Source organism: Streptomyces mexicanus (assembly GCF_902506575.1).
Classification (GTDB): domain Bacteria; phylum Actinomycetota; class Actinomycetes; order Streptomycetales; family Streptomycetaceae; genus Streptomyces; species Streptomyces mexicanus.
The window spans coordinates 3927496-3950245 of record NZ_LR732544.1; the positions used below are offsets into that span (position 1 = coordinate 3927496).

Below are 22750 nucleotides of genomic sequence, written 5' to 3' on the forward strand. Positions count from 1 at the left end.
GCCCGTGCGGGGAAACACGGGTGGGGGTTCGCTGCCCGCGGGGGCCTGACCCCGCGTCGATTCCCGGACCTTATCCGTCCCTCGGCGCTCACGCTCGGCCTGTCCGGGAAACTTCCCTCCCGCGAGGGAACCGGTGATGGCCGTCACGGCCACCGGCGCCCCTCGCGGCTCACCAGTCGCCGCGCGAGGACGAACCCGCCATGAACTTCCGCACGATGTAGATCAGACCGCCGACCAGGGCGACGAAGACCAACAGCTTGAACAGCAGGCCGATCACGAAGCCCACCACGGTCGCGATCAGGCCACCGAAGACGACCAGGGCGATGACCGGCACCGCGATCCACTTCACCCACCACGGCAGACCCGCGAAGATCTCTCGCATTGCCTTGTCCCTACCTCTCGGCCGGCCCTGCGCCGGATCCTGTCGGTGCCCCGGTGCGCTGCGCGCCGGGGCCGTCCCTGTCTGCATTCGATGCTAGGGCCGTCAGGGGGACCTGCGGGGGCCTCGCATCCCTTGTCCTCCCCTGAGCGTCCCCCTAGGGAACCCTGATACGGATCCTCAGGCCTCCGGCGGAGAGAACACCACCAGGACCCGCAGGTCCTCGCTGATGTGGTGGAACTTGTGGGCGACTCCGGCCGGGACGTAGACGACGCTGCCGCGCGCCACCTCGGTCGTCTCCAGGCCGACCGTGATCGAGGCGCGGCCGCTCACGACGAAGTAGACCTCGTCCTGGTTGTGGGGCTTTTGCGGGTCGGGATCGCCCGCATCGAGGGCGTAGAGACCGACCGACATGTTCCGCTCCCGCAGGAACTGCAGGTAGGCGCCCTCGTTGGCGGCTCGTTCCGCCTCCAGCTCGTCCAGCCGGAATGCCTTCATCGTCCTCGCCCGTGCTCGTCGTCGGTCTGGTCTGCAACGATCAGACACATGAAGAATTTCGTAGTCAAGACGATCGCCAACGCGGGTGCCCTGGCGGTCGCCGTCTGGCTGCTCGACAAGATCACCCTGACCGGGGACGGCACGGCCAAGAAGGCCGGCACGCTGGTCGTGGTCGCTCTGGTCTTCGGACTGGTGAACTGGCTGGTCAAGCCGGTGCTCAAGGTCCTGACCTTCCCGCTGTTCGTCCTGACGCTCGGGCTGATCACCCTGGTGGTCAACGCGCTGATGCTGCTGCTGACCTCGTGGGTGTGCGGCAAGCTCCAGCTCAGCTTCCACGTCGAGGGCTTCTGGACCGCCGTCGTCGGTGGCCTGATCGTCTCGGTCGTCTCCTGGGCACTGCACATGGTCCTGCCGGACGAGGACTGAACCGCCGTGCGTGGCACGGACCGCCGCGCGCCCTACCTCGCTTCCGGGCAAGGGCACCGGGCGATGGCGCAGGGTCTCCTGAGAGGGTGGGGGGCGGCGGCCCGGTCTGCCCGGCCGCGGTACGACAGCACATGAAGGGACGGGCTGCATGAGCGCTTCCGCCGCTGACGGCGCGGAGAACATCCAGCGGACGACCGGTTTCCCGGCCGATGCCGGTGAGGGCACCCGCGCGGTGCGGGCCGGGCTTCCCGAGCCGGTCAAGCACGAGCCGACCCTGCCCGGGCCCGTGTTCGCCGCCCATTTCCACCTGCCCGGCGACCCCACCGGTCCGTACACCTACGGCCGGGACGAGAACCCGACCTGGACCCTCCTGGAGCAGGCCATCGGCGAGCTGGAGGCCCCGGGGCGCGAGGACGTCGAGACGCTGGTGTTCGCGTCCGGGATGGCCGCCATCTCCTCCGTGCTCTTCTCCCAGCTGCGCACCGGAGACGCGGTCGTCCTGCCGAGCGACGGCTACCAGGCACTGCCCCTGGTGCGGGCGCAGCTGGAGGCGTACGGCATCGAGGTGCGTACCGCGCCGACCGGCGGCGACGCCCAGCTTCAGGTGCTGGAGGGGGCCCGGCTGCTGTGGATCGAGTCCCCCTCCAACCCCGGTCTCGACGTGTGCGACATCCGGCGCCTGGCCGAGGCGGCCCACGCGCAGGGAGCTCTGGTCGCCGTCGACAACACCCTGGCGACTCCTCTGGGGCAGCGGCCGCTGGAGCTGGGCGCGGACTTCGCGGTGGCCAGCGGCACCAAGCAGCTCAGCGGTCACGGCGACATCCTGCTGGGTTACGTCGCCGGTCGGGACAGCGAGGCCATGGCGGGAGTCCGGCGCTGGCGCAAGATCGTGGGTGCGATCCCCGGGCCGATGGAGGCCTGGCTCGCACACCGTTCGATCGCCACCCTGCAGCTGCGTGTGGACCGGCAGAACGCCTCCGCACTGGCCCTGGCCGAGGCGCTGCGCGCCCGCCCGGAGGTGACCGGCCTGCGGTACCCGGGGCTTCCGGACGACCCCTCGCACCCGATCGCCGCCCGGCAGATGCGCCGCTACGGCTGCGTGGTGTCCTTCACGCTGCCCACGCGGGAGCGTGCCGAGCGTTTCCTCGGCGCGCTGCGACTGGTGGACGACGCGACCAGCTTCGGTGGGGTGCGCTCCACCGCGGAACGGCGCGGGCGCTGGGGCGGGGACGCGGTACCGGAGGGCTTCATCCGGCTGTCCGTCGGTGCCGAGGACACCAAGGACCTGATCGCGGACGTGCTGCGCGCGTTGGAGGAATCGGCGGACTGATCGCGTGCCGGACGCCTGACCGGTGTCCTGCCATGCGGTGACCGGCGGTCCGAGCCTCCCCCCTCGTGGCTCGGACCGCCTTCGGTTCCGCGCGCGAAGAACCGTGCGCACCAGGCTAATTGACTGCCTGTCAGTGTCCAATCACGGTAGCGACAGGGGCCTATCGACATATTTATAGTTGGGCGTGCGGCCGGGACCGGACGGAGAGCGCCGGGAGGGGAGGACGAGCCGTGGATCTGGCGTTGCTGCGTACTTTCGTCACCGTCCACCGGGCGGGTTCCTTCACCCGCGCCGCGGCCCTGCTGGGCCTCTCCCAGCCGGCCGTGACCTCCCAGATCCGCACGCTCGAAAGACAGCTGGGCCGCCCCTTGTTCCTGCGTCAGGCCCGTGGTGTCACGCCGACGTCCGTCGGCGACGAGCTGGCCCACAAGGCCGCGCCTCATCTGGACGCGCTGGTGGAGATAGCGGAGTCCGGACTCGACGACGAGTCCTCCTTGCGGACGCTCCACCTGGCGGGACCGCCCGAGTTCACCGCCGAACGGGCGTTGCCCGCTCTGACCGAGCTGACCGGCGAGGACGGCCAGGGCTTCGCCTTGCGGGCCTCCTTCGGGAACGCCGAGGAGGTCCTGGAGGGGCTGTCCGCCGGACACCACGACCTGGCCATCAGCACGGCACGGCCACGGGGCGCACTGCTCACGGCGTCGCCCTTGTGCGACGAGGAGCACGTTCTGATCGCCGCACCGCGCTGGGCGGAGGAAGTCGACTCCGTCACTCTGCGCGACAAGGACGTGCCCGCCTTGGAGAACGTCCCTGTCGTCGAGGTCCATGAATCGCTTCCCTTCGTCTCCCGCTACTGGGCCTCGGTCTTCGACTCCCGGCCGACCGCGTCCGGCACTGTGATCGTTCCCGACCTGCGCGCGGTGCTGGCCTGCGCGGCGGCGGGCGCCGGGCTCGCGGTGCTGCCCCGCTATCTGTGTGTCGATGCCCTGGAACGCGGCGACGTGGTCGCGCTGCACGAACCGCCGGTCCCGCCGCTGCGTACCTATTTCCTGGTGGTGCGGACCGGAACACTGGCCATGCCCAACATCGCCCGTGCCCATGACTGGCTGCTGCGGGCGGCGTTCGACTGGTGCTGACGCACCTCGGAAGGGCGTGGCGCGCACTCCAGAAAGGCGTGGCGGGACGGGCTCGCGCGGTGACGTTGCGCGATGTTTCACGTGGAACCAAGCGGGCCACATTTCTCCCATGACCGTCCGCCCCGTGGTCAAGCGCACCGCTCGAGCCGTTCTCCTCGACGGCGACGACCTGATCCTGATCAAGCGCACCAAGCCCGGTGTCGATCCCTACTGGGTCACTCCCGGTGGCGGGGTCGAGCCCGGCGACCCGACCGTCGTCGACGCCCTGCGTCGCGAAGTGCACGAAGAGCTGGGCGCGAAGATCACCGACGTGGTGCCCTGCTTCGTGGACACCGTGGAACACATCGGTGAGGACGGCGGTGCGACCGGGGTGAAGGTCCAGTTCTTCTTCGTCTGCCGACTGGAGTCGATGGATCCCTCGCTGCGGCACGGCCCCGAGGTGGAGGAGCCCGCCGGCGAGTACGAGATCGTACGGGTGCCGTTCACCCGGGTCGGAATCGCCTCTGTGCATCTGGTGCCGTTGTCGCTGCGGCACTACCTGGACGGGAACATCGAAGGCGTCCGGGCCCTGCTCGCCGCGGACCTCGGCTGACCGGTTGCTGCCGTTTCACGTGAAACGGTGCGGCCTGCGACGAGATATCGTCCCGCTCTCGGACAGCGGGTCACGACATCCCGGAAGACAGGTCCGGCGGGCCACGGCTTGGCCAAAAGCACGTACATCTCGCCCGAAAGAAGTGGACGACGGCCCGGCCGGTCGGACAGCCTGACCTGCGTGTCGACTCCTTCCCCTGCCGCTCTGCCCATCCGCCGCCTGACGCTGCGGGATCTGCCCGCCTGCGCCGACCTGTCCGAGAACCGGGGATGGCTCCGCGAGGAACACAAATGGGGCCTCCTGCTGACCGCCGGCAACGGATACGGCATGGACGATCCCGCCGGAGGTCTCGTCGCCGCCTGTGTCGTCACCACGTACGGCCCTCCAGGCCGCACGGATCTCGCTGCCGTCGGCATGGTCCTGGTCGCCGAACGGCATGCCCGGCAAGGCGTCGGCCGCCGGCTGATGCGCCACGTCGTCTCGTCGGCGGGTGCCGCACCCCTGACGCTGTACGCGACGGAGAACGGCCGCCCCCTGTATGAGGAACTCGGCTTCAAGGTCACCGGCCGGGCCGAGATGGTGTGCGGGCGTTTCGAACCACAGGAGACGCCCCCGCGCGTCGCCACACGAGCGGCCACCGCCGAGGACCTGACGGCCATCCTCCGGTTGGACGGGGAGGTCTTCGGTGCCGACCGCACCCCGGTGATCACCCGGCTGCCCGCTTTTGCCGACCAGCTGTGCGTCGCCGAGGACGGCGGGGAGATCATCGGGTATGCGGCGGCCTGGCCGAACATGGACACCCATGTCGTCGGTCCGCTCATCGCCCGGGACGCGGAGACGGCGAAGGCACTGGTCTCCTTCCTCGCCGCTCGGACGGACCGGCCTCTGCGCACCGACGTCGACGTGCGCCACGGAGAACTCCTCACCTGGCTCAAGCAGCGTGGGCTGGCCTCCGTGGCCTTCAACGCGGTGATGACGTACGGCATCGCGGAGCTACCGGGGGACTGGACCCGCCGGTTCGCTCCGCTGACCGTGGCGGCCGGCTGAGGGATACGTCTCAGGCGGCCGTCTCCACTGCGGCGACGGCGAAGGAGTGGTCCTGCTCCGGCGTGCCACCGCCCACGCCGATCGCTCCGATCAGCCGGCCGTCCCGCCGTACGGGCACCCCGCCCGCGATGAACAGCAGCGGCCGGTCGAGCGCGGTGGGCAGGGTGTGGAAGAGACCGCCGGGCTGGACGGCGTCGACGAGGTCGGCCGTCGCAGCGTCCAGCTGCAAGGCGGTGTAGGCCTTGCGGGTGCTGGTCTCACCGGAGATGAGGACGGCTCGGTCGTCGCGCCGGAAGGCGAGCAGGTGCCCGCCGCCGTCGAGCACGGTGATGCTGACGGGCACGCCCGCGGCCTCGGCGGCGCGTCGGGCCGCGGCGATGAGGGCCTCGGCGTCCTGCGTGGTCAGCGGGGAGACGGTGGTGGTCATCGAGGTGTTCTCCTGAGTAGATGCGCCGAGAGGCGCGGTCGTACGTGTGGTTCCGAGGAAAGAGCTGGGCGGAGGCACGGCCTGGGGTCGTTCGGCGAGGTGAGCCGGGCCCGGGCACGGCTCCTGATGCCGGCCGGCCCCCGGCTCAGTGGTGGACGGTGGTCGGCTGTTCCGCCGGGACGGCTCCGATGACGGTGGTCCCCGTGGAGCGGCCGGTGATCCCCCTGCGCTCCAGGGCGGCGGAGACGACGGCGAGGACCAGGGCGCCCGCCGCGAGGGCGGCACCGACCCAGTTGGGCGCGGTGTAGCCGAAGCCCGCGGAGATCACCAGGCCGCCGAGCCAGGCGGACAGCGCGTTGCCGAGGTTGAAGGCACCGATGTTGACGGCGGAGGCCAGGGTGGGGGCACCGTGGGCCTGGTCCAGGACGCGCTTCTGCAGCGGCGGGACGGTCGCGAAGCCCAAAGCACCGATCAGCACGATGGTCACCGCGGCCAGGATCTTGTGGTGCGCGGTCAGCGTGAAGAGGGCGAGCACCACGGCGAGGGCACCCAGCGAGAGGTAGAGGAGGGGCATCAGGGCGCGGTCGGCGAACTTGCCGCCGACCAGGTTGCCGCCCACCATGCCGAGGCCGAACAGGACCAGCAGCCAGGTGACGGAGCCGTCCGAGAAGCCCGCGACGTGGGTCATCATCGGCGCGATGTACGTGATGGCCGCGAAGACACCGCCGAAGCCGAGCACCGTCATCACCATGGCGAGCAGCACCTGTACGTTCTTGAAGGCGGCCAGTTCGTGGCGCAGGTGCGCACCCTGCGGGCCGGAGACCTCCGGGACGAGCCGGGCGATGCCGAGCAGGCCGATGACACCGAGCGCCGCGACAAGACCGAAGGTGACACGCCACCCGGCGGACTGACCGACGAAGGTGCCGAGCGGGACGCCGACGACGTTGGCGACGGTCAGACCGGTGAACATCATCGAGATGGCACCGGCCCGCTTGTCCGGGGCCACCAGGTCGGCGGCGACGACGGAGCCGATACCGAAGAAGGCGCCGTGTGCCAGGGAGGCGACCACCCGGCCGATCAGCATCACCGAGAACGCGGGGGCCAGGGCGGACAGCAGATTTCCCGCGATGAACAGGCCCATCAGCAGCATCAACATCCGCTTGCGCGGGATCTTGGTGCCGAGCACGGTCATCAGCGGCGCGCCGAACATGACGCCGAGCGCGTATCCGGTCACCAGGAGACCGGCCGTGGGGATGGAGACGCCGAAGTCGCCGGCCACCTCCGGCAGCAGGCCCATGATCACGAACTCGGTCGTGCCGATCCCGAAGGCCCCGATCGCCAGGGCCAGAAGCGCGAGAGGCATGAAGGAACCTTCCCAAACGATTGCAGGAGCGCTTTGCTTGCGTCCACATTAATTGCAGACGCTGGCTATACGCAAACGCCGACTATCGCGTCACTGCTCTAAGCTGGAGGCAGCCGCCCGGGATGGAGGAAACGCTCATGACAGCGACGGACCCCGCGCTCACCGCCCTCGCCCAGGGCTGGTGCGCCCTCTCTCTGCTGCACGGGAGGATCGAGGCGCACATCGAGCGGGCCCTGCAGGCGAAGCACCGCCTGAGCGTGCGCGAGTACTCGCTGCTCGATGTGCTCAGCCGGCAGCACGACGGCGACGGCGGCCATCTGCAGATGAAGCAGGTCGCCGACGCGGTCGTCCTCAGCCAGAGCGCCACCACCCGTCTCGTCACCCGCCTTGAGGACCGTGGGCTGCTGGAGCGCTACCTGTGCCCCACCGACCGCCGCGGCATCTACACCAACGTCACGGACGCCGGTCTGAAGTTGCTGGAAGAGGCCCGGCCCACCAATGACGCAGCCCTGCGCGAGGCCCTCGACGAGGCGGCGAAGAACCCGGAACTGGCGCCGCTGGTCCGCGCCGTTGAGTCTCTGAAGGCACCGGCCACCGCATAGGGTGCGGCCATGGGAGATCTTGAGATACGGCAGGCCGTCGCCGACGACGTCCCGGCCATCGTCGCCATGCTCGCGGACGACCCGCTGGGCGCCCAGCGGGAGTCGCCCGACGACCTCGAGCCGTACCTGGCCGCGCTGGAACGGCTCCGTGCCGACCCGAACCAGCACCTGGTCGTCGCCGTCCGTGAAGGGCGCGTCGTCGGCACCCTCCAGCTCACGGTCATCCCCGGGCTGTCACGGCGAGGGGCCGTCCGCTCGATCATCGAGGCCGTGCGCATCCACGCCGACGCGCGGGGGGACGGGCTGGGCACTCGACTCATCGAGTGGGCGATCGAGGAATCCCGGCGCCTCGGGTGCCAATTGGTACAGCTGACGTCCGACAGGACACGGATCGACGCCCACCGGTTCTACGAGCGACTGGGCTTCGAGGCGTCCCACATCGGGTTCAAGCTGCCGTTGTGACGACGGCGAGGGTCTGTCCCATGTCACGCTTGCCGGGCGCGTGTTCAGGGATCGACGTCGGGTGCGTGTTCCAGGGATCGACGCCACAGGGGCCTGTTCCACGTGAAACAGGCCCCTGTGGCGTACTGCCGCAGGTGTTCGGCCACCGGTCGGCTACTTGATGCCCCGCCATCCCTCCGGGTCGACGCCACCGGGCACCGCCGCGTTCTCGTCGTACGGCTGCCGTGTGAACACGAACGACCCGAGGTCCAGGTGGTCCACGGAGCCGTCCGGTCGGCGCACCGGCCGCAGCACCTCGCCGGCGTAGTACCCCTCCAGTCCCGTCCAGGTGCCGTCGCCGTTCGGACGGAACCTGGAGCGCCGACCGGGGCCGGACAGCGGCTCCAGGGAGAGCAGCCCGTCGGCGGTCAGCCGCAGGCCGAAGCCGTGCGTCCCCCAGTACCACTGCCCGGCCAGCTCCAGTACCGACGGATCGATGTCGCGCAGCGGTCGCCAGGGCTCCGGAATGCGCGGTTCGGCCTCGGCGACGATCCGGACGAGGTCCGCCCCCACCGCGACCACCGGCACACCGGACGTGCAGTTGGTCAGCACCACGGCGGCCACATCGTCGTCCACCGCGAGGGTGAGCGAGGCGAGAAAGCCCGGCAGGGATCCGGAGTGCCCCACCAGCAGCCGCTCGCCCGAACGCCGCAGCTCGAGCCCGAGGCCATAGGCGTACCCCGTCACCACGTCCGGCGCTGCGGGCGGGGCCGCCGGGGTCCGCATCTCGCGCACTGACTCGGCGCTCAGCACCCGTTCGTCGCCCCGGGCGAGGAAGGCCGCGAAGCGTGCCAGATCCCCGGTCGTGGACCAGAGCTGTCCTGCGGGGGCCATGAGGCCGAGGTCCTCGGTGGGTTCGGGCAGCAGCACGTCGGCCCAGGGGTGCACCGCCCAACCGCCTGCGTGCGGTGCCGTGGGGCGACCACTCGTACGGTCGAGCCCCAACGGCTCGAGCACTTCGCACCGCAGGACGTCTTCCCAGGGTGCGCCGCGCAGCTTCTCCACCAGGGCACCCAGCACGGTGTAGCCGGGATTCGAGTAGTGGAACCGCCGGCCGACCGGGTGCCGCAGCGGATCCTCGCCCAGGACGTCGGCCACCTCCGGCCGCAACGCGCCGGGGGTCCGCTCCCACCACGGTGCGGGGGACTCGGCGGCCAGGCCGCCCGTGTGCGCGAGCAGGTCGGCGATGGTGGCCTCCCCGGCACCGGTTCCCGGCAGATGCTTCTCCAGCGGGTCCCCCAGATCGATGACGCCCTCGTCACGCAGCCGCAGGACGAGCACGGCGGTGAAGGTCTTGGTGATCGAACCGATCCGGTACTGGGTGGTCTCGTCCGGGGCATGTCCGTCCACCGACGTGCGGGCGCCGTGCCAGACCGTCCGGCCGTCGCGTACGACGGCCGCGACGAGCGACGGCGTCCGCCCCTCGGCCTGGGCGACAGCGATCCGGTGCGACAGGGCCCGGCGGGTGCCGGGCAGCAGCTCATCCTGAGGTGATGTCATCCCCCCAGTCCATCGGGTGCGCCCGCACCCGTCGAGCCCATTTCACGGCCCCGCCCCGCCCGGGCGCACTGTTCCTGCCGGAGGGTGAGGGGCATCGGTCAGGTCTGCGCCATGTCGACGAACCGCGAGTAGTGGCCCTGGAAAGCGACCGTGATCGTCGCTGTGGGGCCGTTGCGGTGCTTGGCGACGATCAGGTCGGCCTCGCCGGCCCGGGGGGACTCCTTCTCGTAGGCGTCCTCGCGGTGCAGCAGGATGACCATGTCGGCGTCCTGCTCGATGGAGCCGGACTCACGCAGGTCCGAGACCATCGGCTTCTTGTCGGTGCGCTGCTCGGGGCCACGGTTGAGCTGGGAGAGCGCGATGACCGGGATCTCCAGCTCCTTGGCCAGCAGCTTGAGGTTCCGGGACATGTCCGAGACCTCCTGCTGACGGCTCTCGGCCCTCTTGGAGCCGCCCGACTGCATCAGCTGCAGGTAGTCGATGACGACCAGCTTGAGGTCGTTGCGCTGCTTCAGCCGCCGGCACTTGGCGCGGATCTCCATCATCGACAGGTTCGGGGAGTCGTCGATGTAGAGGGGGGCCGCCGAGACGTCCGGCATGCGGCGGGCCAGCCGGGTCCAGTCGTCATCGGTCATCGTGCCCGAGCGCATGTGGTGCAGGGCGACGCGGGCCTCCGCGGACAGCAGCCGCATCGCGATCTCGTTGCGGCCCATCTCCAGCGAGAAGATGACGCTCGGCAGGTTGTGCTTGATCGCCGCCGTCCGCGCGAAGTCCAGCGCGAGGGTGGACTTGCCCATCGCGGGGCGGGCGGCGATGACGATCATCTGACCGGGGTGCAGGCCGTTGGTGAGCGAGTCGAAGTCGGTGAAGCCCGTGGGCACGCCGGTCATCTCACCGCTGCGCGAGCCGATCGCCTCGATCTCGTCGAGGGCGCCCTCCATGATGTCGCCGAGCGGGAGATAGTCCTCGCTGGTGCGCTGTTCGGTGACCGCGTAGATCTCGGCCTGGGCGCGGTTGACGATCTCGTCGACGTCGTCGTCGGCGGCGTATCCCATCTGCGTGATCCGTGTGCCGGCCTCGACCAGGCGGCGCAGGACCGCCCGGTCGTGCACGATCTCCGCGTAGTAGGCGGCGTTGGCCGCCGTGGGCACGGTCTGCACCAGGGAGTGCAGGTAGGAGGCGCCGCCCACGCGGTTGATCTCGCCGCGCTTGGTCAGCTCGGCGGCGATGGTGATGGGGTCGGCGGGCTCGCCCTTGGCGTAGACGTCGAGGATGGCCTGGTAGATCGTCTCGTGGGCGGGTTTGTAGAAGTCGTGGCCCTTGAGGATCTCCACGACGTCGGCGATGGCCTCCTTGGACAGCAGCATGCCGCCGAGGACCGACTGTTCCGCCTCGAGATCCTGCGGGGGGACACGCTCGAACGACGAGCCGGCGCCGTCCCATCGGTCGTCGTCCCGGCCGCGCTCGTGCTGTTCGTCCCGGCGGGGCGCGTCGGGGCGCCGACGGGAGGCGGGCAGACGATCACTGGGTCCGCTGTCGGCCCACGGGTCGTCCAAGGGCTCGGAAATGCTCACCGAGCGGCCTCCTCCCGTCCGCCGAGCGGACCTCGCCGTGCGTCTTCTTTCTACGCCACGGCACTGACAGATCGAGAAGCCCGGCTCCGGTTCCGCGGCGTCCTTTTGTACGGGTTCGGAAGCCGGTCCGACGGAGCGGGCGCCGGACCACGGTAGGCCCCCGGGCACCGTCAGCCAATCTGGTTATCCACAGGCCATGTGGACGAGCGGCCGGATGCTGTGGACAACTCCGCGAAACCTGTGCACGACTCGGTGGACAGCCCTGTGAACAAGCCCTCGACCCTTCCACGAACACCGCGTTGACCTGCGCCTTTCCCATCCACGGGCTGTGCAGAAGAAAAACTTCCCCAGTCAGCCCAAGATCACTTCGAACGGTGCGCACAAGTGCACAGCACGAGACCATAAGTAAGGAACGCAATGACTTTGCATCCCTTACCTGTGGATGATTAGATTGATGCTCATGACACAGGCCCCCGCACACCCTGCGGCCACCCGGCGCCGGCACGACCGAGAGATCATCGCGCTGGCCGTCCCGGCCTTCGGCGCCCTCGTCGCCGAGCCGCTCTTCGTGATGGCCGACAGTGCGATCGTCGGCCACCTCGGCACGGCACAGCTCGCCGGACTCGGTGTCGCGTCGGCCCTGCTGACCACCGCGGTCAGCGTCTTCGTCTTCCTCGCCTACGCCACCACGGCCGCCGTGGCCCGACGCGTCGGCGCGGGCGACCTCCAGGCCGCCATCCGCCAGGGCATGGACGGCATCTGGCTGGCCCTGCTGCTCGGTGCCGCCGTCATCGCGGTCTTCCTCCCCACCGCTCCCGCCCTGGTGGACCTCTTCGGCGCCTCGCACACCGCCGCCCCGTACGCCACGACGTATCTACGCATCTCCGCTCTGGGGATCCCGGCCATGCTCGTCGTCCTGGCCGCCACCGGTGTCCTGCGGGGGCTGCAGGACACCAGGACTCCGCTCGCGGTCGCCGTCGCGGGGTTCGTCGCCAACGCCGCGCTCAACGCGGGCCTGGTCTACGGCGCCGGACTCGGTATCGCGGGCTCCGCCTGGGGAACCGTGATCGCCCAGTGCGGCATGGCGGCCGTCTACCTCACGGTCGTCGTGCGGGGGGCCCGGAGGCACGGTGCCTCGCTGCGCCCTGACGCCGCCGGTATCAAGGCGTCCGCACAGGCCGGTGTTCCCCTGCTCGTGCGGACACTCTCCCTGCGGGCCATCCTGATGATCGCCACGGCCGTCGCGGCGCGTCTCGGCGACGCCGACATCGCCGCCCACCAGATCATCCTGTCCCTGTGGAGCCTGCTCGCCTTCGCTCTGGACGCCATCGCCATCGCCGGACAGGCGATCATCGGCCGTTGTCTGGGCGCCGAGGACGCCGAGGGTGCCCGGGCGGCCTGCCGTCGTATGGTCCAGTGGGGCGTGGCGGTCGGCGTGGTTCTCGGGCTGCTCGTGATCGTCACGCGTCCGGTGTTCCTGCCCCTGTTCACCGATGACTCCGCCGTCAGGACCACGGCCCTGCCGGCCTTGCTGATGGTGGCCCTGTCCCAGCCGATCTGCGGGATCGTCTACGTCCTCGACGGCGTGCTCATGGGCGCGGGCGACGGCCCCTATCTGGCCGGGGCGATGCTGATCACCTTGGCGGTCTTCGTCCCGGCCGCGCTGGCGGTGCCCCGCCTCGGCGGAGGGCTGACCGCTCTCTGGGCAGCCATGACGCTCATGATGGCCGTGCGCTTGGTGACGCTGTGGCTGCGGTCTCGTTCAGGCCGGTGGCTGGTGACGGGGGCGACGCGCTGAGCGACGCACGGCCACGCCCGCACAGGGGCGTCGTTTCACGTGAAACGCTCCGCGGAACCGGGAAGGGGCCGTACCCGGAACAGGTACGGCCCCTTCCCAGCTGACGCTGACGAACGCGACGATCAGGCCGCGACGACCTCGATGTTGACCTTGGCGGCAACCTCGGGGTGCAGACGCACGGACGTCTCGTGGGCGCCCAGGGTCTTGATCGGCGCACCCAGCTCGATGCGACGCTTGTCGACCTGGGGACCGCCGGCGTCCTTGATCGCGGAGGCGATGTCGGCCGGGGTGACGGAACCGAAGAGACGACCGGAGTCGCCGGAGCGGACGGCCAGACGGACCTTCACACCCTCGAGCTGGGCCTTGATCTGGTTGGCCTGCTCGATGGTCTGGATCTCGTGGATCTTGCGAGCACGACGGATCTGCTCGACGTCCTTCTCGCCACCCTTGGTCCAGCGGATCGCGAACTTCCGCGGGATCAGGTAGTTGCGAGCGTAGCCGTCCTTGACGTCGACGACGTCGCCCGCGGCGCCGAGGCCGGAGACCTCGTGGGTAAGGATGATCTTCATGAGTGGCTCACCCTTCCCTTAGCGCGCAGTGGAGGTGTAGGGCAGCAGCGCCATCTCACGGCTGTTCTTCACGGCCGTGGCGACGTCACGCTGGTGCTGCGTGCAGTTGCCGGTCACGCGGCGGGCACGGATCTTGCCGCGGTCGGAAATGAACTTCCGCAGCATGTTCGTGTCCTTGTAGTCCACGTACGTGACCTTGTCCTTGCAGAAAGCGCAGACCTTCTTCTTAGGCTTGCGCACAGGCGGCTTCGCCATGGTGTTTCTCCTGTGTGATCAAGAAGTTCGGGTAACGACCCGCCTTCGCCTCGCTCCGGCCCGAAGGACCGGCGCGACGCCTAGAAGGGGGGCTCGTCCGAGTAGCCGCCACCGCCGCCGGAGCCGCCGCCCCAGCCGCCGCCCTGGTTGCCACCGGCGGGAGCGCCGGTCGCCCACGGGTCGTCACCGGGTGCGCCGCCCTGCTGGCCGCCGCCGGGGCCGCCGCCCCAGCCACCGCCACCGCCCTGGCCGCCGCCGTAGCCGCCCTGGCCACCGCGGCCGCTGGTCTTGGTGACCTTGGCCGTGGCGTTGCGCAGGCTGGCGCCGACTTCCTCGACGTCCAGCTCGTAGGCCGTGCGCTTGATGCCCTCACGGTCCTCGTAGGACCGCTGCTTCAGCCGGCCCTGCACGATGACGCGCATGCCTCGCTGGAGCGACTCGGCGACGTTCTCCGCCGCCTGACGCCAGACCGAGCAGGTCAGGAAGAGGCTCTCGCCGTCCTTCCACTCGTTCGTCTGGCGGTCGAAGGTGCGGGGCGTGGACGCGACGCGGAACTTCGCGACCGCCGCACCCGAGGGGGTGAAGCGCAGCTCGGGGTCGTCGACAAGATTGCCGATGACCGTGATGACGGTCTCGCCTGCCATGGGGTACCTCTCGGCGGGTGTGCTGGCTGCTGGTGCTGCTACTCGAATCCCGAGACCGGCTGAGCGGAAGGGCTCAGTGGGTCTCGGGGCGGAGGACCTTGGTCCGGAGGACCGACTCGTTCAGGTTCATCTGGCGGTCGAGCTCCTTGACGACCGCAGGCTCGGCCTGCAGGTCGATGACCGAGTAGATGCCCTCGGGCTTCTTCTTGATCTCGTACGCGAGACGACGACGGCCCCAGGTGTCGACCTTCTCGACCTTTCCGCCACCGTCACGGACGACGGAAAGGAAGTTCTCGATCAGCGGGGAGACAGCGCGCTCCTCGAGATCGGGGTCGAGGATGACCATCACCTCGTAGTGACGCATGTGGAACCCACCTCCTTTGGACTCAGCGGCCACGGTCGTTCCGTGGCAGGAGGGTTGTGATGCGTTGGCACCGATGTCACCGAGTAAACCAGGCCCCACTGACAAAGGGGCCCACTCGGCCGAACCGGCCGACGGGCATCAGTGCAGAAGCTACAGACTACCCGGCGACCGCCGTACGGTTGAAATCCGGTCTTCAGGGGACACAATCTGTACACATCGGGTGGTGCAGGACGAAAGCCAGTGCCTTCCACAGGAGGTCCCGCAATGGCACAGATGATGCGACCCACCAAGCCCAACAGCGGCCTGCTGGCCACCGACGGAAGGCCGCACCCGCTGCAGGACACGCTGCTGGCCGTCACCGCGATCCTCGGCCTGGTCTCCATCGTCACCGCCGGCTTCCCGAGCCTCCACCTCCTGACCGCCTGCACAGGATTCGTCGGAGTCGTGGCCGGCGGGTACGGTCAGTTCGTCTCGGAGACCACGCGTGAGCGCTTCGGCCTGATTCTCGGGCTCGGCGCCTCCGCGATCGGTCTCTACTTCGGTCTCGCCCACAGCCCGGCCGTCTCAGGGTTCGTCGGCGGCTGAGGTATCCGCTCCCTCTGCGGCGCCCGGCGCTCCTCGGCAGGGCCGGATGGCCTAGGCCCGGACGGGCCGCATCCTTGGCGCAGTAGGCTTCGGCGCGAGAGCCGGAGCCCCTGACCCAAGGGGACACGCCAGCCCGAGGAGCGCCCCGAATGAGCCTGACCCTGAGGACCATCAGTCGAGAGCAGCATCTGGCCTACATCCAGAGCCTGCCGGCGGCGAGCCACATGCAGGTCCCGGCCTGGGCTGACGTCAAGGCGGAGTGGCGCTCGGAGAACCTCGGGTGGTTCGACGAGCGCACGGGCGAACTGGTGGGCGCCGGCCTCGTCCTCTACCGGCAGCTTCCCAAGATCAAGCGCTATCTGGCCTACCTGCCCGAGGGCCCGGTCATCAACTGGTTCGCGCCGAACCTCGACGACTGGATCCAGCCGATGCTGGCGCACCTGAAGCGGCAGGGCGCCTTCTCGGTGAAGATGGGCCCGCCGGTGATCATCCGCCGCTGGAACGCGGAGACCATCAAGAAGGGCATCCAGGACGCCGACGTCAAGCGCCTGCGGGACCTGGAGGCCGACTTCATCGAGCCCCGCGCCTTCGAGGTCGCCGACAAGCTGCGCCGCATGGGCTGGCAGCAGGGCGAGGACGGGGGCGCCGGGTTCGGCGACGTCCAGCCGCGCTACGTCTTCCAGGTGCCGCTGGCGGGCCGCTCCCTGGAAGAGGTGCACAAGAACTTCAACCAGCTGTGGCGCCGCAACATCAAGAAGGCCGAGAAGGCCGGCGTCGAGGTCGTCCAGGGCGGCTACTACGACCTGGAGGAATGGCAGCGGCTGTACGAGATCACGGCCGTGCGCGACCACTTCCGGCCGCGTCCGCTGTCGTACTTCCAGCGCATGTGGACGGCGCTGAACACCGAGGACCCCAACCGCATGCGGCTGTACTTCGCACGGCACAACGGCGTGAACCTGGCCGCGGCGACGATGCTGGTCGTCGGCGGGCACGTGTGGTACTCCTACGGCGCCTCCGACAACATCGGCCGCGAGGTCCGGCCCTCGAACGCGATGCAGTGGCGGATGCTGCGCGACGCCTACGCGCTCGGCGCCACCGTCTACGACCTGCGCGGCATCTCCGACTCGCTGGACGAGTCCGACCACCTCTTCGGTCTGATCCAGTTCAAGGTCGGCACCGGCGGTCAGGCCGCCGAGTACCTGGGCGAGTGGGACTTCCCGCTGAACAAGCTGCTCCACAAGGCCCTCGACATCTACATGTCGCGCCGCTGACCTCGGCGTTCCCCACGTCGACTTCGTCGACCTCTTCCCTACTTCTGATCCACCGCAGCCACGAGAAAGGTTCCGGGTCCGGCCATGGCGCTCACGCTCTACGTCGACACCGCGCGCTGGCGGGCGCACCACAAGCACGTGCAGGAGCAGTTCCCGGGGCTGGTCCCGGTCTGCAAGGGCAACGGCTACGGCTTCGGGCACGAACGGCTGGCGGAGGAGGCCACCCGCATGGGTTCGGACATCCTCGCCGTCGGCACGACCTACGAGGCCGCGCGCATCAAGGACTGGTTCAGCGGCGATCTGCTGGTGCTCACGCCCTACCGGCGCGGCGAGGAGCCGGTGCCGCTGCCCGACCGCGTGATCCGCTCGGTGTCGTCGGTCGACGGGGTGTACGGCCTGGTCGGGGCCCGGGTCGTCATCGAGGTGATGTCCTCGATGAAGCGGCACGGCGTCAGTGAGCAGGAGCTGCCGCAGCTGCACGCCGCCATCGAGAACGTCCGTCTGGAGGGCTTCGCCATCCACCTGCCGCTGGACCGCACCGACGGCTCGGACGCCGTGGAGGAGGTCATCGGCTGGATGGACCGGCTGCGAGCGGCCCGGCTGCCGCTGCACACCATGTTCGTCAGCCATCTGAAGACCGACGAACTGGCCCGGCTGCAGCAGCAGTTCCCGCAGACCCGGTTCCGCGCCCGCATCGGCACGCGGCTGTGGCTGGGCGACCACGAGGCCACCGAGTACCGCGGCGCGGTCCTGGACGTGACCCGGGTGGCCAAGGGCGACCGCTTCGGCTACCGGCAGCAGAAGGCGGCCTCCGACGGCTTCCTGGTGGTGGTGGCGGGCGGCACGTCCCACGGGGTGGGCCTGGAGGCGCCCAAGGCGCTGCACGGCGTCATGCCCCGCGCCAAGGGGGTGGCCCGCGCCGGCCTGGCCACGGTCAACCGCAACCTGTCGCCGTTCGTCTGGGGCGGCAAGCAGCGCTGGTTCGCCGAGCCGCCGCACATGCAGGTCTCGATCCTCTTCGTGCCCTCGGACGCCCCGGAACCGAAGGTCGGTGACGAGCTGGTGGCCCATCTGCGGCACACCACCACGCAGTTCGACCGGCTCGTGGACCGCTGAGCGACCGACGCCTGGTCCGTTGAGCGACCGGCTCGTGGACCGCTGAGCGCACTGCCGACTCGGCCGCAGCTCGCCGACCCGTACATGTACGAAGGCCGCACCCGGCGCCTGCCGGATGCGGCCTTCGGCACGTCCCTCACGCCCGCCGTTCGCTCACGGTGAACGGTCCTCCGGAGCATGCACCGGCCGGCTGCCCCACCGCACCTGCGCCACCTCGGCGTGCGCCGCGTGATGTGCGGGACGGGCCGCGCCCCCGAGGACGAACACGTCCTCCGCACCGTCCAGCACGCCGCCCGAGGGATCGTCGTCCCCGGCCCGGCGCACCACGTCCCGGTCGGGCAGCAGGATGTCGCGGACGACGACCGCGCACAGGTAGAGCGTCCCGGCCAGATGCACGGCGATCGCCCAGTGGTAGCCGTCGGCCGGCAGTCCCTTGTGCGCGTCCCCGCTGGTCGTGTAGGCGAGGTACATCCAGATGCCGAGGTAGTACGCCACCTCGCAGGCCTGCCAGATCAGGAAGTCCCGCCACTTGGGGCGCGCGAGGACCGCCAGCGGGACCAGCCACAGCACGTACTGCGGCGAGTAGACCTTGTTGGTGAGGATGAAGGCCGCCACGGCCAGAAAGGCCAGCTGGGCGAAGCGCGGCCGGCGCGGAGCGGTCAGCGTCAGGGCGGCGATGCCGAGGAAGCACAGCACCACCAGGAGCGTGGCGGTGGTGTTCACGAAGTCGGTGCTGGGCGGGTGGCTCGAGTTCTGTGCCCAGATCAGCCAGAAGGAGCCGAAGTCCACGCCCCGGTCATGGCTGAACCGGTAGAACTGCCACCAGCCTTCCCGGGCGAAGGCCAGCACCGGCAGGTTCACCACCAGCCAGGCGACGACCGCACCGGCGAGGGCTCGCCCGTACTCCCGCCATCGGCCCGCGCGCCAGCACAGGAAGAGCAGCGGGGCGAGCAGGAGGACCGGGTAGAGCTTGGCCGCGGTGGCCAGCCCCAGCAGGACGCCGAAGGCGAGGGAACGGCCCCTGGACCACATCAGCATGGCGGCAGCCGTCAGGGCGACGGCCAGCAGGTCCCAGTTGATGGTCGCGGTCAGGACGAAGGCCGGGGCCAGGGCGACCAGCAGGCCGTCCCAGGGCCGCCGGGCGTGGGTGCGCACCACACAGACGGCGATGACGGCCGCGCACGCCATCAGCATCCCGGCGTTGACCATCCAGTACCACCGCTCCTGGTGCTGGATGCTGCCGCTGTGCGGGGTGAGCCAGGATGCCACCTCCATGAACACGCCGGTCAGCACCGGGTACTCCAGGTACGGCATGTCGCCGGGGAGCTTGTCGAAGTAGGGCACCAGACCGTCGGAGAAGCCGCGCCCCTGGTACAGGTGCGGGATGTCCGAGTAGCAGGCCTTGGTGTACTGCGAGCTCGCGCCGAAGAACCAGGCGCTGTGGTAGCACGGCGCCTTCTGGACCAGGCCGAGCGCGAACATGCCGATCGCGACGAGCGCGACGACCCGTACCGGGGTCCACCAGGACGTGCCGAGCAGGGCACGCCGACCGAGAGGACCGCCGATCAGCTCGCTGCCGGCTGCGGCGACCGGGTCCTCCTGGGTCGGCCGCACCGGGCCGGGGTCGGGCTGGTGCACGCTCGCTTGCGTCGATTCAGCACGGGGCATGCCGCCATCCTGCCGTACGCGGCCGGGGACGCGCGTGGGCCGCCGCACCTGGCGGGTGCGACGGCCCACGTTTCACGTGAAACACCGACGACGGGTGGCGTACCCGCTAGGGGTTGCCGCCTCCGAAGAAGCCTCCATTGCCATTGCCGTTGCCCCGGCTGTTTCCGGTGCCACCGGCGTCGGCCGTCTCACTGGAGCTGGGGGACGGGAAGTCGCCGCCGTTCGCGCCGCCGTTGTTGTCGGTGCCCCCGTTGTCACCGGTCTGACCGCCGTTGTCGGCGCAGCCGAAGAATCCGCAGTGGGACTCGGTCGGCGTGGGCGACGGGCTGGTCTGCGTCGCGCTGGGCGTGGGCGTCGGCGTCGGGGTCGGCGACTGGGTCCGGGTGACCGTCGGCGTGGGCGTGGGGCTGGGAGCGGCGTGGACGACCTCGCCGATGGGCTGCGGTGCCGGGAAGGACTCCGCCGGCTCGCCCTTGAGCGCCTGCAGCATGTAGTCGTGCCAGATCTCGGCCGGGAACGAGGCGCCGTGGATCTTCTCCTGGTCACCCGTTCCGTACATCTCGAGGAACTGGCGCTGCTTGTTGCTCGCGTCGTCGTCGAGCCGGAACATGCTGATCGCCGTGGACAGCTGCGGGGTGTAGCCGACGAACCAGGCGGACTTGTTGCCGTCCGTGGTGCCGGTCTTGCCGGCCACCTCACGCCCGGGCAGCTGTGCGTGGGTACCCGTGCCCTTGTCCACCACGGTCTTCAGGACGTCGGTGACGTTGTCGGCCACCTTGGCGGTGAAGGCCTGCTTGGTCGCGCTCCGGTGCGTGTAGACCGGGCCGTCCTGGTTCACGACCTTGGTGACCGAGTAGGGGTCGTTCTGCTTGCCGCTGGCGGCGAAGGTCGCGTAGGCACCGGCCATCCGGATGGCGCTCGGGTCCGAGATGCCGATGGAGAAGGAGGGGTAGGTGGTGCCGGTCAGGCTGTTCCGCAGCAGACCGGCGTCCAGCGCCGCCTGCTTGACCTTGTCCAGGCCCACGTCCATGCCCAGCTGCACGTAGACGGAGTTCACGGACTGCCGCATGGCCTCACGCAGGTCGATCATGTAGTCGGGCGGGGAGCCCACCGACTCGTCGCCGTCGTTGCGCTGCAACCACTCCTCGCCCTTCTCGTTCGTCCAGACGCTCCCGTCGTAGGTCTTGATCTTGAGCTTGTTCTTGCCGCTGTAGCGGCTCTTGGGGGACACCAGGGTGCGCTCGCCCGGCCCCTGCGTCGGCCCCAGGTGGGGGTTCCGCACGCCGTCGCGCATCGCCGCCGCGAGCACGAACGGCTTGAACGTCGAACCGACCTGCGCACCGGTGGCGTCGGCGTTGTTGGTGAAGTGCTTGGTGGCGTCCTCACCGCCGTAGATCGCCTCGATGGCGCCCGTCTTCGGGTCCACCGAGGCCCCGCCGAACTGGACGTAGGTGTCGGTCTTCGGGCGTTCCTTGGGCTTGATGTTGGCCTGCCGGACCTTGGTGACCGCCGTCTCCAGCTCCTGGACCTTCTTCTTGTCGAAGGTCGTGTGGATCTGGTAGCCACCGCGCTGCAGGTCGTCGGCGGTGATGTCCGTGTTGTTGATGACGTAGGCCTTGGCGAGGTCGACGAGGTAGCCGATCTGGCCGCTCAGCCGGGTGTTCGACCGGGGGTTCTGCCACTTGGGCAGCGTGGTGTACTTGGCCCGCTCGGCGGCGCTGAGGTGGCCGTACTTGACCATCTTGTCGAGCGTGTCCTGCATCTGGGTCAGGGCACGCCTCTTGTTGTCCTCCGGAGTGGCGCTCGGGTCGATGGAGGTCGCGCCCGCCGGGTCGTAGTACGTCGCGCCCTTGAGCATCGCCGCCAGGAAGGCGCACTCCCCGGCGTTCAGGTCCTTGGCGTCCTTGTTGAAGTACGCGCGCGAAGCCGCCTGGAGGCCGTAGGCCCCGCGCCCGTAGTACGCGGAGTTGAGATAGCCGGCCATGATCTGCTTCTTGGGCACCTTGGCGCCGACCTTGATCGCGACGAAGATCTCCTTGAACTTGCGGGAGATGGTCTGCGACTGGTCGTCCAGCATGGCGTTCTTGACGTACTGCTGGGTGATGGTGGATCCGCCCTGGGTCTGTCCGCCCCGCGCCATGTTGAACACGGCCCGGGCGATGCCCTTCACGTCGATGCCGCTGTCGGTCTCGAAGGTCTTGTTCTCCTGCGAGATGACCGCGTACCGCATCTCCCGGGGAATGTCCGAGTAGTTCAGGATCTGGCGGTTGATCTCACCACCCGTCCGCACCATCTCGCTGCCGTCGGCCCAGTAGTACACGTTGTTCTGGGCGATGGCCGTCTTGGCGACGTCCGGCACGTCCACCATCGCGTAGCCGACTCCGGCCACCGCGACCAGGCTGCCGACGAAGCCGATGAACAGCCCGGCCACCAGCTTCCAGGACGGCATCCAGCGTTGCCAGCCGTACTTGTCGGACCGCGGGTAGTCGATGAGCCGCTTCCGTCCCGGCGGTGCCGCGCGCCCGCGTCCGCGTCCGGGACCGTTCGGCCCGCCGGGCCCGGCCCCTCTGCGCCGGCCACCGCTTCTCTGTGCCGCCCTGCGGGCCGCGGCGCGCCCGCCGTACGGGCGTGCTTCCTCTCCCGCGCCGTACGAGCCCGATCCGTAGGAAGTGGACCCGTAGGAGTCGGCAGGAGATCCGTTGGCGCCTCGCGGTGCCGCACGGCGGCCGGAGGCCGGACCGGACTGGCCACGCCGGGCCGCGGCTCGTCCGCCTCCCTGCGGCTGCGGCGGTTTGCGACGGTGCTCGCTCATCGAACGATTACTCCTCGGGCAGGCGCACCCCTGCGCGCCTGGAAACGGCGGCTGGTTTCCGGTCCCCCCGAGTACGGATGTGGTCGGTCACGCATTCACCCGTACTGCACCGGGGACGAGGACGTCCCCAGGCGTCACTCGGTTCCCGGCGGTTTGCATGGCGCACAGACTACGCATCGCCACAACCTGCCGTGCCCCGAAGTTCACCCCAAAACAGGCAACTTGCCACCACCGAAACAGTGATGTGATCCCGTTCACCATGTCCCCCCTTGTCGCACGCGCGGGGCCGTTCT

At 69.6% G+C, this 22750-nt stretch carries 23 protein-coding genes; 11 read left to right on the forward strand and 12 right to left on the reverse strand.

The annotated features are described in order from the left end of the window. Window positions 1–169: 169 nt before the first annotated feature. Window positions 170–382, reverse strand: a complete 213-nt coding sequence (locus GV126_RS17550; RefSeq protein ID WP_159667663.1) for a DUF5326 family protein — start codon at window positions 380–382, stop codon at window positions 170–172. 177 nt (window positions 383–559) lie between these two features. Continuing rightward, window positions 560–877 carry a cupin domain-containing protein gene (locus GV126_RS17555; protein ID WP_159667666.1) on the reverse strand — a complete coding sequence of 106 codons (318 nt, stop codon included), beginning with the start codon at window positions 875–877 and terminating at the stop codon, window positions 560–562. A gap of 48 nt (window positions 878–925) precedes the next feature. On the opposite strand from GV126_RS17555, the gene GV126_RS17560 reads away from it, so the two are divergent. The 5 genes from GV126_RS17560 to GV126_RS17580 all read left to right on the forward strand — a co-directional run bounded on the left by GV126_RS17560 (window position 926) and on the right by GV126_RS17580 (window position 5408). Continuing rightward, entirely contained in the window at window positions 926–1303 is a 378-nt protein-coding gene (locus GV126_RS17560) for a phage holin family protein (RefSeq protein ID WP_159667669.1), read from the forward strand. A 148-nt stretch (window positions 1304–1451) separates the two neighbouring features. After that, the gene (locus tag GV126_RS17565) at window positions 1452–2633 is read left to right on the forward strand and encodes a cystathionine gamma-lyase (RefSeq protein WP_202035568.1); all 1182 of its coding nucleotides are present in this window, start codon (window positions 1452–1454) and stop codon (window positions 2631–2633) included. Window positions 2634–2863: 230 nt separating this feature from the next. Continuing rightward, complete coding sequence (locus GV126_RS17570; protein ID WP_159667672.1) at window positions 2864–3769, forward strand: LysR family transcriptional regulator; 906 nt, start codon at window positions 2864–2866, stop codon at window positions 3767–3769. A gap of 109 nt (window positions 3770–3878) precedes the next feature. Continuing rightward, window positions 3879–4361 carry an NUDIX domain-containing protein gene (locus GV126_RS17575; protein ID WP_159667674.1) on the forward strand — a complete coding sequence of 161 codons (483 nt, stop codon included), beginning with the start codon at window positions 3879–3881 and terminating at the stop codon, window positions 4359–4361. Window positions 4362–4541: 180 nt separating this feature from the next. Continuing rightward, the gene (locus tag GV126_RS17580; protein WP_159667677.1) at window positions 4542–5408 is read left to right on the forward strand and encodes a GNAT family N-acetyltransferase; all 867 of its coding nucleotides are present in this window, start codon (window positions 4542–4544) and stop codon (window positions 5406–5408) included. Window positions 5409–5418: 10 nt separating this feature from the next. Here GV126_RS17580 and GV126_RS17585 read toward each other — a convergent pair whose 3' ends face one another. Together GV126_RS17585 and GV126_RS17590 are read right to left on the reverse strand one after the other, a co-directional pair. Further along, entirely contained in the window at window positions 5419–5835 is a 417-nt protein-coding gene (locus GV126_RS17585) for a GlcG/HbpS family heme-binding protein (protein ID WP_159667680.1), read from the reverse strand. Window positions 5836–5980: 145 nt separating this feature from the next. Further along, window positions 5981–7198 carry an MFS transporter gene (locus GV126_RS17590; RefSeq protein ID WP_159667683.1) on the reverse strand — a complete coding sequence of 406 codons (1218 nt, stop codon included), beginning with the start codon at window positions 7196–7198 and terminating at the stop codon, window positions 5981–5983. Between the two features lie 137 nt (window positions 7199–7335). Between GV126_RS17590 and GV126_RS17595 the strand changes: the two genes are divergently transcribed. Both GV126_RS17595 and GV126_RS17600 read left to right on the forward strand, forming a co-directional pair. Then, a complete protein-coding gene (locus tag GV126_RS17595; protein ID WP_159667686.1) occupies window positions 7336–7800 on the forward strand; it encodes a MarR family winged helix-turn-helix transcriptional regulator in 465 nt (154 codons plus the stop codon). A gap of 9 nt (window positions 7801–7809) precedes the next feature. Then, on the forward strand, window positions 7810–8262 hold the full coding sequence (locus tag GV126_RS17600) for a GNAT family N-acetyltransferase (protein WP_159667689.1): 453 nt from the start codon (window positions 7810–7812) through the stop codon (window positions 8260–8262). A gap of 153 nt (window positions 8263–8415) precedes the next feature. On the opposite strand, the gene GV126_RS17605 is transcribed toward GV126_RS17600, so the two are convergent. Both GV126_RS17605 and dnaB read right to left on the reverse strand, forming a co-directional pair. Further along, complete coding sequence (locus tag GV126_RS17605) at window positions 8416–9801, reverse strand: serine hydrolase domain-containing protein (protein ID WP_159667693.1); 1386 nt, start codon at window positions 9799–9801, stop codon at window positions 8416–8418. Between the two features lie 98 nt (window positions 9802–9899). Continuing rightward, on the reverse strand, window positions 9900–11375 hold the full coding sequence (dnaB, locus tag GV126_RS17610; protein ID WP_028421278.1) for a replicative DNA helicase: 1476 nt from the start codon (window positions 11373–11375) through the stop codon (window positions 9900–9902). A gap of 460 nt (window positions 11376–11835) precedes the next feature. Here dnaB and GV126_RS17615 point away from each other — a divergent pair, with 460 nt between their 5' ends. Next, window positions 11836–13173, forward strand: a complete 1338-nt coding sequence (locus GV126_RS17615) for an MATE family efflux transporter (RefSeq protein ID WP_159667696.1) — start codon at window positions 11836–11838, stop codon at window positions 13171–13173. Between the two features lie 122 nt (window positions 13174–13295). On the opposite strand, the gene rplI is transcribed toward GV126_RS17615, so the two are convergent. The 4 genes from rplI to rpsF all read right to left on the reverse strand — a co-directional run bounded on the left by rplI (window position 13296) and on the right by rpsF (window position 15005). Beyond that, the gene (gene rplI, locus GV126_RS17620) at window positions 13296–13742 is read right to left on the reverse strand and encodes a 50S ribosomal protein L9 (RefSeq protein ID WP_159667699.1); all 447 of its coding nucleotides are present in this window, start codon (window positions 13740–13742) and stop codon (window positions 13296–13298) included. A gap of 18 nt (window positions 13743–13760) precedes the next feature. Beyond that, the gene (rpsR, locus tag GV126_RS17625) at window positions 13761–13997 is read right to left on the reverse strand and encodes a 30S ribosomal protein S18 (protein WP_003949403.1); all 237 of its coding nucleotides are present in this window, start codon (window positions 13995–13997) and stop codon (window positions 13761–13763) included. An 80-nt stretch (window positions 13998–14077) separates the two neighbouring features. Next, window positions 14078–14641 carry a single-stranded DNA-binding protein gene (locus tag GV126_RS17630; protein ID WP_159667702.1) on the reverse strand — a complete coding sequence of 188 codons (564 nt, stop codon included), beginning with the start codon at window positions 14639–14641 and terminating at the stop codon, window positions 14078–14080. 73 nt (window positions 14642–14714) lie between these two features. After that, window positions 14715–15005: a 30S ribosomal protein S6 gene (gene rpsF, locus GV126_RS17635; RefSeq protein ID WP_014673750.1), complete on the reverse strand. Its 291-nt coding sequence runs from the start codon at window positions 15003–15005 to the stop codon at window positions 14715–14717. 264 nt (window positions 15006–15269) lie between these two features. On the opposite strand from rpsF, the gene GV126_RS17640 reads away from it, so the two are divergent. The 3 genes from GV126_RS17640 (at window position 15270) to GV126_RS17650 (ending at window position 17977) form a co-directional block, all read left to right on the forward strand. Then, window positions 15270–15590 carry a hypothetical protein gene (locus GV126_RS17640; protein ID WP_159667705.1) on the forward strand — a complete coding sequence of 107 codons (321 nt, stop codon included), beginning with the start codon at window positions 15270–15272 and terminating at the stop codon, window positions 15588–15590. A gap of 149 nt (window positions 15591–15739) precedes the next feature. Then, window positions 15740–16861 carry a peptidoglycan bridge formation glycyltransferase FemX gene (femX, locus tag GV126_RS17645; protein ID WP_159667708.1) on the forward strand — a complete coding sequence of 374 codons (1122 nt, stop codon included), beginning with the start codon at window positions 15740–15742 and terminating at the stop codon, window positions 16859–16861. Between the two features lie 84 nt (window positions 16862–16945). After that, window positions 16946–17977, forward strand: coding sequence for an alanine racemase (locus tag GV126_RS17650; RefSeq protein ID WP_159667711.1), 1032 nt, complete (start codon window positions 16946–16948; stop codon window positions 17975–17977). 153 nt (window positions 17978–18130) lie between these two features. On the opposite strand, the gene GV126_RS17655 is transcribed toward GV126_RS17650, so the two are convergent. Continuing rightward, on the reverse strand, window positions 18131–19645 hold the full coding sequence (locus tag GV126_RS17655; RefSeq protein WP_159667714.1) for a glycosyltransferase family 87 protein: 1515 nt from the start codon (window positions 19643–19645) through the stop codon (window positions 18131–18133). Window positions 19646–19751: 106 nt separating this feature from the next. Then, window positions 19752–22457, reverse strand: coding sequence for a transglycosylase domain-containing protein (locus tag GV126_RS17660; protein ID WP_159667717.1), 2706 nt, complete (start codon window positions 22455–22457; stop codon window positions 19752–19754). Between the last annotated feature and the right edge of the window lie 293 nt (window positions 22458–22750).

What these genes read in the sequence shown, in the direction of transcription:
- GV126_RS17595 (WP_159667686.1), top strand. Translation starts at nt 7,336, where the DNA reads ATGACAGCGACGGACCCCGCGCTCACCGCCCTCGCCCAGGGCTGGTGC.
- GV126_RS17590 (WP_159667683.1), bottom strand. Translation starts at nt 7,198, where the DNA reads ATGCCTCTCGCGCTTCTGGCCCTGGCGATCGGGGCCTTCGGGATCGGC.
- GV126_RS17550 (WP_159667663.1), bottom strand. Translation starts at nt 382, where the DNA reads ATGCGAGAGATCTTCGCGGGTCTGCCGTGGTGGGTGAAGTGGATCGCG.
- GV126_RS17560 (WP_159667669.1), top strand. Translation starts at nt 926, where the DNA reads ATGAAGAATTTCGTAGTCAAGACGATCGCCAACGCGGGTGCCCTGGCG.
- femX (WP_159667708.1), top strand. Translation starts at nt 15,740, where the DNA reads ATGAGCCTGACCCTGAGGACCATCAGTCGAGAGCAGCATCTGGCCTAC.
- GV126_RS17660 (WP_159667717.1), bottom strand. Translation starts at nt 22,457, where the DNA reads ATGAGCGAGCACCGTCGCAAACCGCCGCAGCCGCAGGGAGGCGGACGA.
- GV126_RS17565 (WP_202035568.1), top strand. Translation starts at nt 1,452, where the DNA reads ATGAGCGCTTCCGCCGCTGACGGCGCGGAGAACATCCAGCGGACGACC.
- GV126_RS17640 (WP_159667705.1), top strand. Translation starts at nt 15,270, where the DNA reads ATGGCACAGATGATGCGACCCACCAAGCCCAACAGCGGCCTGCTGGCC.
- GV126_RS17605 (WP_159667693.1), bottom strand. Translation starts at nt 9,801, where the DNA reads ATGACATCACCTCAGGATGAGCTGCTGCCCGGCACCCGCCGGGCCCTG.
- GV126_RS17600 (WP_159667689.1), top strand. Translation starts at nt 7,810, where the DNA reads ATGGGAGATCTTGAGATACGGCAGGCCGTCGCCGACGACGTCCCGGCC.
- GV126_RS17575 (WP_159667674.1), top strand. Translation starts at nt 3,879, where the DNA reads ATGACCGTCCGCCCCGTGGTCAAGCGCACCGCTCGAGCCGTTCTCCTC.
- rpsR (WP_003949403.1), bottom strand. Translation starts at nt 13,997, where the DNA reads ATGGCGAAGCCGCCTGTGCGCAAGCCTAAGAAGAAGGTCTGCGCTTTC.
- GV126_RS17615 (WP_159667696.1), top strand. Translation starts at nt 11,836, where the DNA reads ATGACACAGGCCCCCGCACACCCTGCGGCCACCCGGCGCCGGCACGAC.
- GV126_RS17655 (WP_159667714.1), bottom strand. Translation starts at nt 19,645, where the DNA reads ATGCCCCGTGCTGAATCGACGCAAGCGAGCGTGCACCAGCCCGACCCC.
- GV126_RS17585 (WP_159667680.1), bottom strand. Translation starts at nt 5,835, where the DNA reads ATGACCACCACCGTCTCCCCGCTGACCACGCAGGACGCCGAGGCCCTC.
- GV126_RS17650 (WP_159667711.1), top strand. Translation starts at nt 16,946, where the DNA reads ATGGCGCTCACGCTCTACGTCGACACCGCGCGCTGGCGGGCGCACCAC.
- GV126_RS17555 (WP_159667666.1), bottom strand. Translation starts at nt 877, where the DNA reads ATGAAGGCATTCCGGCTGGACGAGCTGGAGGCGGAACGAGCCGCCAAC.
- GV126_RS17630 (WP_159667702.1), bottom strand. Translation starts at nt 14,641, where the DNA reads ATGGCAGGCGAGACCGTCATCACGGTCATCGGCAATCTTGTCGACGAC.
- rplI (WP_159667699.1), bottom strand. Translation starts at nt 13,742, where the DNA reads ATGAAGATCATCCTTACCCACGAGGTCTCCGGCCTCGGCGCCGCGGGC.
- rpsF (WP_014673750.1), bottom strand. Translation starts at nt 15,005, where the DNA reads ATGCGTCACTACGAGGTGATGGTCATCCTCGACCCCGATCTCGAGGAG.